The sequence below is a fragment of the Streptomyces sp. YPW6 genome (assembly GCF_018866325.1).
In the GTDB taxonomy this organism is placed as follows: Bacteria; Actinomycetota; Actinomycetes; order Streptomycetales; family Streptomycetaceae; genus Streptomyces.
Map to the genome: position 1 here is coordinate 5550471 of NZ_CP076457.1, position 13151 is coordinate 5563621.

Sequence of the window (13151 nt, forward strand, 5' to 3'; positions counted from 1 at the left end):
GACTTGGGGGCACCCGAACCTCACGCCGGTCACTTCGCGACGGGATCCCGGAGCGACCGACCCGACCCGAAGGAGCGAGAGATGACCACGCCGTACGGCAACCGGCCGACCGGACAGCAGCACTACGGCGCGCCCGAGGCCGGTGCCTCCGGAAACGTCTTCAGCATCATCGCGATCGTCCTGGGCGTGATCGGGTTCATCTTCCTGCCGATCGTCTTCGCGCTGGGCGGGCTCATCATGGCCATCATCGCCAAGACCGTCCGGCACGAGCGGCTCGCCACGATCGCCATCGTGGTCAGCGCGGTCGGACTGGTCGGCGGGATGGTCCTGGGCGCGATCGTGGCGAGCATGTAAGGGCTGCTGCGCCCCGGCCTGCACGGGGAGTCCCGAGGCGGGACGCGCGGGACGCGGTGCGGGGGACCGGCGGCGCGGAACGGGGGGCGTTTGGGTTGTCTCCGGCGGGCGTGCAGACTGTGTGCGCTCTCCCCGGCCCGGCTCCGGCCGCCGGGCCCGCTCCGCTCCCCGTCAGGAACCGCCGTGTCCCACGCCTCCGCCGCCGTCCCGGCCGGCAGTGCCGCCCCGCGTGCCGGTGCGCACCGCTTCAGCGCCGTCATCAGCCGCATAGCCGAGGAGATGGCCGCGCGTGCCGACCACGGCACCCCGGCCGACTACATACCGATGCTCGCGGGTGTCGACCCCCGCCGCTTCGGTATGGCGGTCGCCGAGCCGGACGGGACCGTGTACGGGGTCGGGGACTGGCGGCAGCCGTTCTCGACGCAGTCCATCTCCAAGGTCTTCGCCCTGGCCCTCGCGCTCTCCCTGGACGGCGAGCGGATCTGGCGGGGCGTGGGCCGCGAGCCCTCGGGCAACCCCTTCAACTCCCTGGTCCAGCTGGAGTACGAGAACGGCATCCCCCGCAACCCGTTCATCAACGCGGGCGCTCTGGTGGTGACCGACCGGTTGCAGGCGCTGACCGGGGACGCCGCGGGGCAGGTGCGGGAGCTGCTGCGTACGGAGAGCGGCAACGCCGCCATCGACTTCGTCCCGGACGTCGCCGCCTCCGAGGCGGCCCACGGCGACCGCAACGCGGCGCTGGCCCACTTCATGGTCTCCTACGGCAACGTCACCCTCCCGGTCCCCGACCTGCTCGCCGCCTATTTCCGCCAGTGCTCGATCGAGGCGTCCTGCGCGGACCTGGCGCTCTCCGCCGGGTTCCTCGCCCGGCACGGGGTCCGGGCCGACGGGTCCGCGCTGCTCACCCGCAGCCAGGCGAAGCAGGTCAACGCGGTCATGCTGACCTGCGGGACGTACGACGCGGCCGGGGAGTTCGCCTACCGGGTGGGGCTGCCGGGCAAGAGCGGCGTCGGCGGCGGGATCATCGCCATCGTGCCCGGGGAGTGCACCCTGTGCGTGTGGAGCCCGGGGCTCGACCGGCGCGGCAACTCGGTGGCGGGCGTGGCGGCGCTCGACCGGTTCACCACGCTCACCGGGCTGTCCGTCTTCTGACGCCGTCCGAGGGCCCCGGCCGCGACTCCTCGCCGCGCCGGACGACGATGACGCGGCGGCCCCGCGCGTGGCCCGCCCGGCTGTCGGCGTGCGCGGCCGCGGCCTCCGTCAGTGCGTAGGACTTCTCGACCGGGATGTGCAGCCTGCCGCGCGAGATGAGCGAGGCGGCCTCGGCCAGCGCGTCCGGCACGCTGCCCGCCACGCCGGAGAAGCGGACGCCGGACCGCGGCGCGTCCAGGTCGGCGATGGTGACCACCTTCCCCGGGTCTCCGGTCAGTGAGCCTCTTTCGTCCTGCATAGCTGCAGATCAGGAGGGTGTGGACGGCCTGGATATGGTGCCGATGTGGCGGGTGGAGCATCTGGCTCGCCGGAATAGCCGCCAGGACTTCAGCTGAGCGAAGGCGCGTTCGCCCGGAGCTCTCAGCCGGGCATGGTCCTGGTTGAACTGCTGGTAGTGCTAAATGAATAGGGATCTTCAGGGTCGCCTCTCGAGGGTGAGGACGGCCTTGGTGACTGACGGGAGCCGGTTGGGGCTGATCCGGGCTCTGCGGAAGATCCGCCAGGCCTTGGGGCGGGCGAAGGCGCGCTCGACGGGGACGCGGAGTCGGGCGTGCGCTCGGTTGACGGCTGCTTGTCCGGTGGTGAGGGGGCGTCCGAGGTGGCGTTTGAACGGCACCTGGAACGTGCCGCCGGCCCCGGCATAGGCCTTGTCGGCAAGCACGGGGATCCGCAGGCGTTCACAGACGGTGATAATTCGGTGGGTGCGGGCCGCGGTGATGTCGACCGTGCGGCCGGGCAGCGCCGACGAGTACCAGATCAGGTCGCCGGCGGGGTCGGTGACGGCCTGGATGTTCACTCCGTGCCGTCGGGCCTTGCCCGAGTAGTCCCGTTCGTGGTCGCCGACCCGGTCGCACTCGGCGATGGTGCCGTCCACAAGGACGGCACCATCGCCGGCGAAGGGCCTGTGTCAGGGACGGTGCCTTTGAGGCGAGGAGTTTGATCACGCTCTGTACGTAGGCGTGGGCGGTGCCCTCGCTGATCCGGAAACCCGCGGCGAGTTTCGCGTAAGTCGTGTGCTCGCGCAGGTAGACCAGAGTGATGATCGCGCGTTGCGAGGGCCGCAGCTTGCATCGACGGTCACCCTCGCGGGTGACGATCAGCATGGTCACCCACTCCACGAGCGCGTGCGGCAGGTCAAGTGCGGCAGGATAGGGGACCAACGAGGCCTCCGGTCACAGCGGTTGAGACGTCAGACATCTCGAACCACTGCCCGAAGGCCTCGCCTGCTATCCGCCCCTGGCCGTCACCCGATCGGTGACCACTCTGAAGATCCTTGGTGGTTGCCTGAGCCAGTGCACTCACTTGCCCTGGATTTGAATATGCGCCTTCTCTCTAACGGGCAAGGAGGCACATGCCGTTGTCCATTTCCTCTCTTCTGGGTACGGGCGTAGCCCGCAGGATTTTTTCCGCAACCTCCGGTTGTGTGATCACGATATCCGGGACGGTTGGTACCGTCTCGCCGTCGTACAGCATGATCGAATCCCACTGTTCGGGATCAGAGACGCCGTGTCGGTCGACAACCAGGGATCGAGTGGGAATCTGGGGGTCCAGGGCGATATCTTGGAGGGTTGTTTCTGAGAGTCGTGTTTCCTGTGGGTCGAGACCATCGAGCCAGATCGTCTGAATGTCGAACCCCAGTGGGTTAAACGAATACTCATCGACCAAGTTCACGTTGGCTGAGAGCCACCAGTTCACATTGATTGACGCGATTCGGATCGAAAGTAGACGGTCCAGTTCCCTGCGCTCTACGGGGATGTCGTTCCCCTCCACGTCCAGTACCAGAGTAGTGCCCAGCACTGGGTGGGTCAGATGGATTCCGCGCCTCCTGAAGAAATCCACCTGTTTGTCGAGCTTCGAAGCGGATGTTGATTCCTGATACCAGCGAATGAATCCTTTTGGCATGTGTTAGCACTCCGGAAGTGTGAAGATGTGCACGTTCTCTTCCCCGAATGCCTTTTTCGCTTGCTTGATTGCGGTGTCTGGCGTGTTGTCGGCCAGATAGTAGACGGCATTGACGCCGGCCTGGTCTGCGACGAACTTGGAGATCTTGAGGAGTTTACCAAATTTTGCCGGATCCTTGGCCTTGGCGCCGCCACCCACGAAGATGAACTCACCGTTTGGCCCCAGGACGTCGAGGCCGGTTGACCCTACGTTCGGCATGACCAGCTTGATGTCCTGCCCCCTGGAGTCCTTCGGCACGGTTCCGCCGACCAGGCTCGCGACGTACTCCTCGCGCTTTATGCCAAGATCGCCCGCGTCGTTGGCGCGCGCTACCGTCAGCGTCGTTGAGCTAGTTGCGTAAAAAGCGCTACGCGCTTCACGCGGGAGCAGCTGAGTGTTCTGCTGAAGAGAGCTATATTCTGGCTTCTTCTTTGTTTTGCAGAGCTTCTCAATGCTTCTCTTGAGTTTTCTGAGGCGTGTCGACTCGGCAATCTCGTCGATCTTTTTGTTGATCTTTGCTAGCTTCTTTAGCTTTCCTGACGGGGTCATGGATGCGGCATACTGGCCACACTTGGAGATTCCGGGGTCGTCTATGCACTCTTTCAACTCGTCGACGCTGAAAAGGAAATCCTTCATGGCATCGGTATAAGCCTTGCGGGCTTCTTCCGCGCCTTCGACGTCTACGTAGGCATCGTCCTTCAGTAGGCAGACCCAGTTTGGCGGAGCCTTTCCAGTGATGGGCGGAAGGCAGGGTGTCCCCTTCTCCTTTTCTTTCGCCGCCTCCGCCTCTTCCTTCTTCTTTCTTGCCTCTTCGGCGAGTCGGGCGGCCTCGGCTTCTTCCTTTCGGCGCAGTTCATACGTCGCCTTCCAGGCAGCCGAAGCCTCCTTCTCCGCGTCCTCGGCGCTCTTCCCAGCGGCAGCTGCGGAAGCGCGAGCCGCATTGGAAGCCGCGTTTGCCTCTCGGGCCGAATCGCGGGCGTAGGAGGCGGAGAACTCGGCGCGGGTGGCGGAGGCCTCCGCCGCGCTGGCGTCCCGGTTGGCGGCGGCTGCCGCGTTGCGGGCGGTCGTCGCGGACTTCGCCGCGGCGTTGGCGGAGATGGCGGCGGCCTGAGCGGACTTCTTGGCATCCGCCGCGAACTTCGCCGCCTGGTCGGAGGACTTCTTCGCCTCACCCGCAGCCTCGTTCGCCTCGGCGGCGGCCTTGTTGGCTATCGCCGCGGCCCGGGCGGCTTCCCAGGCGTTCTGGCGTGCCTTCGCCGCGGTCTGGGAGGAGCCGGCGATCAGCCGTTGCATCTGGGCGATGTGGGTGGCGGCGAGCTGGTCCTGGCGGTCGGCCATGTACTGGCCGGCCTGGACGAAGTAGTGCAGCAGGTCGGGAGGCCCGGCCAGCGCGATCTTCGCCGCGGACTTCACCTCGGGACCACCGGCACTGTGGAGCTGCCCGGCGCGCACCCGCTCGTCCGTGTTTCTGGCGAGGTACTGACCGTTGTTGATGAAGGCGATGAGCGCCTTGGGCGAGCCGTCCCGCAGCGCGGTTTCCGCGGCCTCCTTCACCCCCGAGTCACCGGAACTGTGGATCTGGCCCACCTGGATCCGGTAGTCGGTGACAGCTGCCTGGTACTGGCCAACCGTCAGGAATTCGCGGAACTTCCCGGCGTCGTCGTCTTCCAGAACCCCGGTGGCGGCCTTCCGAACGGCCTCGAACGGGCTGTCGTAGGTGAGCCGCGTGACGCGCTGGCGGAGGTCATCCTGTGAGGCCTTCGTCAGACCATGGCGAACATAGGCCAGCACGTCCTGCTCGGATCCGCTCAGCGCGCGTGCGGCGGCCTCCTGACTCCACGGCCCCTTGCTCTTGAGAACCTTCAGGGCGAGCTCGCGCCCCTTGACGGCCATCGCGGGCACATCGACGTTGGGCTTGGCCGCCTCGGTCGCGAGCCGGTCGGCCTCCTTGTCCAACTCACGGTCGTCCCGGAGGAAGGAGCCCACCTGGACGGTGAACTCCTCGGCAGCCCGCTTCTGGTCACGTGCCCGTTCGACGGCGGCGGCGGTACGTGAGGCCAGGTCCTCGCTCTCCGTCTCTCGGGCGACGTCGAAGACCTTCTTGGCGGCCGTCACCGCCGCGTCGGCCGCGTCGGCGGCACGTTTCGCCTCGCTGGCATGTTTGCTGGACTCAGCCGCGGCCTTGGAGGAGTCCCCGGCGTGCTTGGCGGCCTCCTCCGCTGCGTCCGCGGCCCGGTAGGCGTGGCCGGCGGCGGACTTCGCGGCGTCCCGGGCCTCGAAGGCCGCCGCGGCGGACTTGCGGGCGAGGGCGCCGGACATACCAGCGGCGCGGTTGGCCTCGTTGGCGTGGCGACGGGCCTGGGCGGCCGCGTAGCGGGCGTCACTGGCGTTGGCACCAGCGGAGGTCGCGTAGTCGCTGGCCTCCTCGGCCGCGGTCGCGGCCGCCGCGGCATTGCTGGCGGCGCTTCGCGAAGCGTCGGCTGCGGCTCCCGCCGCCTTTGAGGCCGCGCCGGCGTAGGCAGCTGCATCCGCCGCCTTCTCGGCGCCCCGCGCCGCTACCCGCGCCTCCTTGGCGAGCTTGTTCGCCTCGTCGGCGAGACTCGCGTCCGCCGCCGCCGCCGCGGCGGCGCCGCGGCCCGCGAGGCCGCGTTGGCGGCCGAGGACGCCGCGCTGGCGGCGCGTGCTGCGGCGGTGGCTGCCACCCGGGCCGCCCGGTTGGCGGCGTTCGCGGCCCCGATGGCCTGGCGTGCGGCAGCGGCCGCGCCACGAGCGGCGTCGGCGGCCCGGCCGGCCGCGTTGGCGGCACGTACCGAGTCCTTCCCTGCGGCCGCTGTCTCCTCCGCCGCGGTCTTCGCGGCCTCCTTGGCCAGTCGGGAAGCGTTCACCGCTCGCGTCGAAGCGGTCTTGGCTGCGTCGGTGGCTTGTTGTGCCTGGACCCCGGCGTGAGTGGCCTGCTCGACCAACTGCTCGATGGTGGCCCGCTCCTCGTCCCGGTCGCGTGCCACGAACTGGCCCACTTCCAGGAACTCGGTCACGTCCGCCGGGGTGCCTCGGAGGGCGACCTTGGCGGCCTCCCGTACCGCCGGACCGCCTTCGCTGTAGATCTGGCCGACTCGGATGCGGTCGTCCGTTATCCGGGCTTCGTACTGGCCGTTCTCCAGGAACTCGCGCACATCCTCGGGAGTCCCGTTAAGGGCCGCGATGCCGGCTTCCTTCACCCCCGGTCCACCGGTGCTGATGACCTGTCCGGTCTCCACCCTGCGGTCCTGTTCCAGCGGCGCCTGCCAGCCGTCCAGCAGGAAGGCCCGTAGGTCCTCGTGGGGGGCCGAGGGGGACAGCGCGGCCTGGGCGGCCTCCTGTACCCCGGGCCCGCCGACGCTGAAGACCCGGCCCGCGTCGATGCGGTCGTCGTGGTGGCGGGCCTGCTCCAGCTCCACGTCGAGGAAGCGACGGACGTCCTCGTTGCTGCCGATGAGGGCCGCCTCGGCGGCCTCCTTCACGCCGGTGCCGCCGTGCGTCCACAGCTGCACGACGCGTGCGCGGTCCGCGGCCGTGTCCGACGCCTCGGTGACCGCGAGGGCTGGTGTCGCCCCCAGGAGTCCCGCGAGCATGCTCGCGGGCAACAGAGCAGTGCAGAGTGTTCTCAGCCCTGGGAAGTGTCTGACTCGGCTGACTCTTCTCCCCCCTCTCTCGTCAGCTCTCTCCTCTCCGGTTCGAATGGCTCTGGTACTGGTCGCTCTTGCCGAGCGCGGCTGCCTTATCAACAAGCCAACCCATCTATATCTCGGGCATGTGGTGCATCCCGACCCTGGTGTGAGTGGGATCATGGTCGCTGGTAGGATACATATGATTTGCATAAATGAAGCCCGTGTAGGTTATGGGCTTCGGAACGAAAGGGGGGCTGCGCATGCGTTATGCGCGAAAAGCGTTCTTCGCTGGTGTTGTCGGAGCGGCCGCTACGTTTACCGGTGTCGCGTTCATCGCGGGGTCGCCGTCGGCGGTTGCCGAGGTGCAGTCCGTGGCGGCCGTCGACGACGCGATGCCTTCGGCTGTTGAGGACTTCTCCTACCCCGGGGCCGACCGGATCTCCGAGGAGCGGGGTATCAAGCTGAAGAGCGGCGATGGGAAGCTCCTGTTCGTCGACTGCTCGGTCGGGTACGACGTCTTGGTGGAGTCGCGCGTCGATCGGGCCGGGTACTGCTTCAAGGCGACCGGGAAGCAGGGGTTCCTGACGATGGAGCTGCCCGGTGCTTACCACATCTGGACCGAGGGGCACCCGGTGCGGGCCAAGCTCACCGCCGAGGGCGAGACGATCACGGTTGACGTGCCCAAGAACGGGTTCAAGCCCGTCGGGGAATCCGACAGCAACACCGGCCGCAAGCCCTCGGTCCTGGTCGAGCTGCGTATCACCGGCTAGCGATCCGGCCACCGTCTACTCAGAAATTTGATGCGCGGTGTGTCAAGGTCTGTCCTGGGTGTCGGAGTAGTAGGGACGGGGGTGACTCGGGAGCCGGGTCAGCTGCTCGGTGAAAGTGGCCGTGATGGCCTTCTCTCCGTGTTCGTAGATGCCTTCACGGGCCCGAGCGTGCTGAGTTCCTGGGTGTTTTCCATAATTTCTCGACCGGCTTCCCGGAATGATTGTGCTGTTTCCGGAGACCTTTCTCCGGGTGAATAGCCCTGGTGTGGCTGACTGTTACGTTGGCCGGTGTGCATAACAAGAAACTCAGAAATCCCCGTCCGCGCGGAGCGCGGATATCCGCTCTGACGGCGTTGACCGCCACCGGGTCGTTGATGCAGGGCCCCGGCGTTTGCCCGGATCGCCCCCGCCTGGGCCTGTTGATCATGCTGGCGGGCCCCGGAAGCAGATGAACACGGCACCTGTGGATCATGGAGTTCTCTACGCTGCAAGATCCACGAAGGTGCCGTGTTCGTTCCTTCATCATCCCCTGCCGTCGTTTCCGTCTCTTCGGCGCCCCGCCTGGAGGCCCTCGGCTCGGATGCTGCGCGAGGCCAAGTCCGCGGCTTCGTTGCCGAGTTCGATTCGGTCACCGATCCTCGCGGGGCGTGCGGGGTGCGCTACCAGGTCTCCTCGCTGTTGGCCCCGGGTGGTCTGTACGAAGACCCCGGCGGGCCATGACTCCATCACCGCGGCGGCGGAGTGGTGCCGACGTGCGATGCCGGAGGAACTGGCCGCTTTCGGTCCGCCCCACCATCCGTTGCTCGGCCGGTACCGGATCCCGAGCGAGAAGACGTTGCGCACCGTTCTGGGGCGGCTCGATCCCGGTGAGATCACGCGGCCAGCTACGACCAGCTGCGGCCCCTGCTGTCCACGGTGGCCCACTCTCCCGAGCCGCTCATGCCTGACGGCGGCATCGAACGCGAACAGCGCCGCGCCCACCGGGCGGCCGCCCGCGCCGAACCGGTGCGCTCCCGGCGCCGCCGCCTACCTGCGCGAACGCGGCGCCCACTACCTGCTGACCATCAAGAACAACCAGCGCAACCAAGCCCGTCAACTCCACGCCCTGCCCTGGAAGGAGATCCCCGTCATCCACTGTGACGACGCCCGCGGCCACGGCCGCCACGAACAGTGTCTCGTCCAGGTCGTCACTGTCATCGGCCTGCTCTTCCGGGGCGGGCGATGACCTGCACGTTCATGCCGTGCTTGCGGTGCTTTTGCGAGTAGTACGGTTCGTCGGCGGCGACGCGGTCGGTGGGGATCAGGGTGCCGTCAACGGTGACGTGGTCGCCTTCACCGGGGCCGATGAGGGCTTCGTGTAGTCCGGGTGCCCAGGCCGCGAGGATGTCGAGGGTCTTGTCGACGTACCGCCAGGCTGTCGCCTGGGATATCCCGAAACCGGCTCCGAGCTGCGAGAACGTCTCGTTCTTCCGCAGGTGAACCAGCGTGAGAAGAGCTTGCTGGAAGCAGCCGAGCTTGCGCCACCGGGTGTTGCGGGCCCGGCGGCGGTCGTACAGCAGTCAGGCGACATGCTCGACGAGCTCGTGCGGGACGTCGAGCGTGGCTCGATACGGAACCAACAGGGCCCCTTCGGTCGCGGGTGTGTTGAGTGAGATCACCACGCCAACGACCAGGGGTCCTGCCTCGTCACCACACCCGCTGACCAGCCCATTTCACCCTCCAGCGCAGAATGAAAGAGGCTCAGTTCGTCGAGTTCGCCAATCACGCCGGAGCCCGCCAGATCGAGCGCCCCGTCGACGCGGCCGAGGCCCCGCACCCGCTCGGCCCAGCCCTCGCCACGTCGTGGCGAGTGCGCCCAGGCCGCGCAGGTAGTCCTGCAAGAAGGCCGCGACCCGCCAGAAGATCGCCGACACCGCTCTGCGCCTCTTCCTGGAACGCGGCTACGACGACGTGGGGATCCGGGACGTGGCCGCCGAGGCCGATGTGGCCGTCACCACGCTCTTCTCGCATTTCGCCGCGAAGGAGGCGCTGGTCTTCGAGCGCGATCAGGGCTTCGAGCGCGGCCTCGTGCGGGCGGTCACCGACCGGGCGCAGGGCGAGCCGCTGATCCCGTCGCTGCGCCGGGAGATCCACGCCCTGGTGCGCCACTGCACGGCGCCCGAGGCCGCCCCGGTCCGGCGTCTGATCGAGTCCTCCCCGGCGCTGCGGGAGTACGAGGAGTCGATGCGGATGCGCCACGCGGACACGCTGGCCGCCGCCATCGCCGCCGACCTCGGCGTTCCGGAGACGTCGACGGCCTGCCGGACCGTCGCGCGGTTCGTGATCGACGCCTACGCGCTGGCCTGCGAGGCGCCCGAGCCGGGGGACGCGGTGGACGAGGTCTTCCGCATGATCGAGGCGGCCTGGGGCGCCTCGCGCCTCGCCTGACCGTCGGCGGGGCGCCCCCGGCCGGGCGGTCCCGGCGGCCGGAAGGCAGCCCGCTCACCCCACCGTGCGCGGCAGCCGCAGGCTCAGCCCCACCGTCAGCGCCACCGCCGCCAACTGCGCCAGCAAGGTCACGACCAGCGCGTCCCGCATGCCCAGGGCCGGCACCAGCGCCAGGAACAGGGTGCCCAGCGTGGCCACCCCGAGGGCCAGTGCCGCCTGCTGTGTGGTCGTCAGCACGCCGCCCCCGACCCCCGCCTGCTCCGGGGGTACGTCGGAGAGCACGATCCGGAACAGGACGGGCAGCTGGAACCCCTGGCCGAGGCCCGCGACCGCCACCCCCGGCAGCAGGCCCCACGGGCCCAGGCCCGCCCAGGAGCGGTGCACGGTCAGCACCAGGACCACCACGCCGACCGCCTGGATCAGGCCGCCCGCCGTGACCACCCGGGCGCCGTACCGGCGGACCAGGCGGGGACCGGCCAGCGAGGCGCCGAAGAACGCCAGCGCCATCGGAGCCAGCGAGAGACCGGCCGCCGCCGGGCCGAGCCGCAGACCCTGCTGGAGCGCCACCGCGATCACGAACAGGAAGCCGCCGTACCCGACCGAGAACGGCACGACCAGCGCGAGGCCCCGCCGCAACGAGTCCAGCCGCATCAGGCTCGCGGGGACCAGCGGCACCCGGCCCAGCCGGTCGGCCCGGCGCTCCACCCGGTAGAAGGCGTACGCGGAGAGGGGGCACAGCGCCAGCGAGACCCAGGTCCACAGCGGCCATCCCGCCGCCCGGCCCTCCGTCAGCGGAGCCAGCAGCGTGACCAGGGCCAGCGCCAGGAGCAGGGTTCCGGGAACGTCCACGGGGGCCGGCCGGTCCGCACGGGTCTCCGGCACCGCACGGGCCGCCAGGACCAGGCCCACCATGACCACCGGCACGTTCACCAGGAAGACCGACCGCCAGCCCGCGCTCTCGCCGAACACCGAGGACATCGGGGCGGCGGCGACCAGCACCCCGCCGAGGACCTGGCCCGTGACCATCGACAGCCCCGCCGTCGCCCCGTACAGGCTCATCGCCCGCGCCCGGCGCGGGCCCCGCGTCGCCGCCTGGATCGTGGCCAGCACCTGCGGCAGCATCAGCGCGGCGGCCGCGCCCTGCGCCACCCTGGCGCCGACCAGCGTCCAGGCGTCCGGGGCGAGCCCGCAGGCCAGCGAGGTGATCCCGAAGGCGGCCATGCCGACGAGGAACAGCCGCCTGCGGCCCGCCATGTCGCCGAGCCGTCCGCCGAGGACCAGCAGGACGGCGTACGCGAGACCGTAGCCCGCGACGACGAGTTCGAGCATGGCCGGGCCCGCGTCCAGATCGCGGTCGATCGTGGGCAGCGCGACGTTCACGACGAAGAAGTCGACCAGCGGGAGCGCCGCGCCCAGCAGGACGGTGAAGAGGCCCAGGGAGCCGAGCGCGGGGGCGGGGTGGTCGTGGCGGCGGACGGGTTCCGGACCGGCGGGGGCCGTCCGTACCGGTGCGGAAGCCGTACGACGGGATGCGGGTGCGGACGGGTGCACGGAAGATTCACTCACGCCGACGACGATCTCGCCGAACCCAGCCTGGTACCAGAGTCTTCTTATCCTGGTATCCGGAGTACCCGGCAACAGGCCGGGAGGCCCAGCACGCTGGAGGCATGACGACCGTGACAGCCCACCCGCCGCTCGCACCGGACGGCACGGAGTCCCCCTCCGACATCCGGCGGCACGAGCTGGCCGCCTTCCTGCGCAGCCGCCGCGAGCGCATCACCCCCGAGCAGGTCGGACTGGTCAGGGGCCGGCGCCGCCGTACGCCGGGGCTGCGTCGCGAGGAGGTCGCCCAGCTCTCGGCGGTCGGGGTCACCTGGTACACCTGGCTCGAACAGGCCCGGGACATCCAGGTCTCCGCCCAGGTGCTGGACGCCCTCGCCCGCGCCCTGCTCCTCGACCCGAGCGAGCGCGCCCACCTCTTCGCCCTCGCCGCGGCCCCGGACCCGGCCCCCGGCACGGAATGCCCCGCCGTCACCCCGGCACTGCGGACGCTGCTGGAGCAGCTGGACCCCATTCCGGCGTGCGTCCAGAACAGCCGGTACGACATCCTCGCCTACAACCGCACCTACGCCCGGATGCTCTGCGACCTGGACTCGGTCCCGCCCGAGGACCGCAACTGCCTGCTCCTGGCCTTCACCCACGCCGACTGGCGGGCCTCGATCGTCGATCTGCCCGAGGTCACCCGCGTGATGGCGGCGAATTTCCGTGCCTCGACGGCCGGGCACCTCGCCGAACCGGCCTGGAAGGCGCTGATCCACCGGCTGGAGGCGCGATCGCCGGAGTTCCGCGAGGTGTGGGGGCGCCACGAGGTGGTCGACCAGCGCGGGCGCAGCAAGTACCTCCGCAACGCGCACGTGGGACTGCTGCACGTCGAGCACACCAGTCTCTGGCTCGGTCCGTCCAGCGGGCCGCGCCTGGTGAGCTATCCGCCGGTGGACGAGAAGACCCGGGACCGGCTGGAACGGCTCCACCGCATCGCGGTGGACCGTGACCGGCAACGGGATCAGGAGGCCCCGGCCGGCCGAGCCGCCCGGCCGGCGTGACGACGATCCGCGGCGGGCCGCGGGGGTCGCGGAGCCGGCACGGATTCGCCCGACCCGCGCTTCGCCCGCCGGCTCCTTTCGGCCCGCGCTCCACCCGTCGGCTCCGGGCTGCCGAAGTCGAAGGCGAAGGCGTCGATCAGGGGTGCACCCGGCGTCGGGGGCGAAACCCCAGGTGGAGATCGTCCCGCCGTCGCGGT

Annotated in this window: 9 protein-coding genes and 6 pseudogenes; 6 read left to right on the forward strand and 9 right to left on the reverse strand. The window is 69.4% G+C overall.

The window, feature by feature from the left end; all coding sequences use genetic code 11:
• The first annotated feature begins 81 nt into the window (after positions 1-81).
• Positions 82-354: a hypothetical protein gene (locus KME66_RS24410; RefSeq protein WP_073216961.1), complete on the forward strand. Its 273-nt coding sequence runs from the start codon at positions 82-84 to the stop codon at positions 352-354.
• Between the two features lie 183 nt (positions 355-537).
• Positions 538-1506: a glutaminase gene (locus tag KME66_RS24415; RefSeq protein WP_216325915.1), complete on the forward strand. Its 969-nt coding sequence runs from the start codon at positions 538-540 to the stop codon at positions 1504-1506.
• Here KME66_RS24415 and KME66_RS24420 read toward each other — a convergent pair.
• The 6 genes and pseudogenes from KME66_RS24420 to KME66_RS24445 form a co-directional block, all read right to left on the reverse strand.
• A pseudogene (locus KME66_RS24420) lies at positions 1484-1783 on the reverse strand (zinc-binding dehydrogenase); the annotation flags it as partial. The gene KME66_RS24415 and the pseudogene KME66_RS24420 sit on opposite strands and share 23 nt — an antisense overlap.
• 13 nt (positions 1784-1796) lie before the next feature.
• Positions 1797-1963: pseudogene (locus KME66_RS24425) on the reverse strand (IS5/IS1182 family transposase); the annotation flags it as partial.
• An 18-nt stretch (positions 1964-1981) separates the two neighbouring features.
• Positions 1982-2726 (reverse strand): annotated as a pseudogene (locus tag KME66_RS24430) (transposase family protein).
• Positions 2727-2898: 172 nt separating this feature from the next.
• Positions 2899-3468, reverse strand: coding sequence for a hypothetical protein (locus tag KME66_RS24435; RefSeq protein ID WP_216325919.1), 570 nt, complete (start codon positions 3466-3468; stop codon positions 2899-2901).
• A 3-nt stretch (positions 3469-3471) separates the two neighbouring features.
• Complete coding sequence (locus KME66_RS24440; RefSeq protein WP_216325922.1) at positions 3472-5826, reverse strand: ALF repeat-containing protein; 2355 nt, start codon at positions 5824-5826, stop codon at positions 3472-3474.
• Positions 5827-6062: 236 nt separating this feature from the next.
• Entirely contained in the window at positions 6063-7130 is a 1068-nt protein-coding gene (locus tag KME66_RS24445; RefSeq protein ID WP_216325925.1) for an ALF repeat-containing protein, read from the reverse strand.
• Positions 7131-7525: 395 nt separating this feature from the next.
• Here KME66_RS24445 and KME66_RS24450 point away from each other — a divergent pair, with 395 nt between their 5' ends.
• Positions 7526-7924 carry a hypothetical protein gene (locus KME66_RS24450; protein WP_253208470.1) on the forward strand — a complete coding sequence of 133 codons (399 nt, stop codon included), beginning with the start codon at positions 7526-7528 and terminating at the stop codon, positions 7922-7924.
• 507 nt (positions 7925-8431) lie between these two features.
• Positions 8432-9134, forward strand: a pseudogene (locus KME66_RS24455) (transposase family protein); the annotation flags it as partial.
• A gap of 1 nt (position 9135) precedes the next feature.
• Here KME66_RS24455 and KME66_RS24460 read toward each other — a convergent pair.
• Together KME66_RS24460 and KME66_RS34140 are read right to left on the reverse strand one after the other, a co-directional pair.
• A pseudogene (locus tag KME66_RS24460) lies at positions 9136-9585 on the reverse strand (transposase family protein); the annotation flags it as partial.
• 77 nt (positions 9586-9662) lie between these two features.
• Positions 9663-9801, reverse strand: a pseudogene (locus KME66_RS34140) (NADP-dependent oxidoreductase); the annotation flags it as partial.
• Positions 9802-9826: 25 nt separating this feature from the next.
• Here KME66_RS34140 and KME66_RS24465 point away from each other — a divergent pair.
• Positions 9827-10351, forward strand: a complete 525-nt coding sequence (locus KME66_RS24465) for a TetR/AcrR family transcriptional regulator (RefSeq protein WP_216329602.1) — start codon at positions 9827-9829, stop codon at positions 10349-10351.
• 54 nt (positions 10352-10405) lie between these two features.
• Here KME66_RS24465 and KME66_RS24470 read toward each other — a convergent pair whose 3' ends face one another.
• Complete coding sequence (locus KME66_RS24470) at positions 10406-11788, reverse strand: MFS transporter (protein WP_216329604.1); 1383 nt, start codon at positions 11786-11788, stop codon at positions 10406-10408.
• A gap of 230 nt (positions 11789-12018) precedes the next feature.
• Here KME66_RS24470 and KME66_RS24475 point away from each other — a divergent pair, with 230 nt between their 5' ends.
• On the forward strand, positions 12019-12954 hold the full coding sequence (locus KME66_RS24475; protein ID WP_216325928.1) for a helix-turn-helix domain-containing protein: 936 nt from the start codon (positions 12019-12021) through the stop codon (positions 12952-12954).
• Positions 12955-13151: the final 197 nt, after the last annotated feature.

Excerpts from the sequence above, each read along its gene's own strand:
- KME66_RS24475 (WP_216325928.1), top strand. The coding sequence starts at position 12,019 with ATGACGACCGTGACAGCCCACCCGCCGCTCGCACCGGACGGCACGGAG.
- KME66_RS24440 (WP_216325922.1), bottom strand. The coding sequence starts at position 5,826 with ATGTCCGGCGCCCTCGCCCGCAAGTCCGCCGCGGCGGCCTTCGAGGCC.
- KME66_RS24410 (WP_073216961.1), top strand. The coding sequence starts at position 82 with ATGACCACGCCGTACGGCAACCGGCCGACCGGACAGCAGCACTACGGC.
- KME66_RS24435 (WP_216325919.1), bottom strand. The coding sequence starts at position 3,468 with ATGCCAAAAGGATTCATTCGCTGGTATCAGGAATCAACATCCGCTTCG.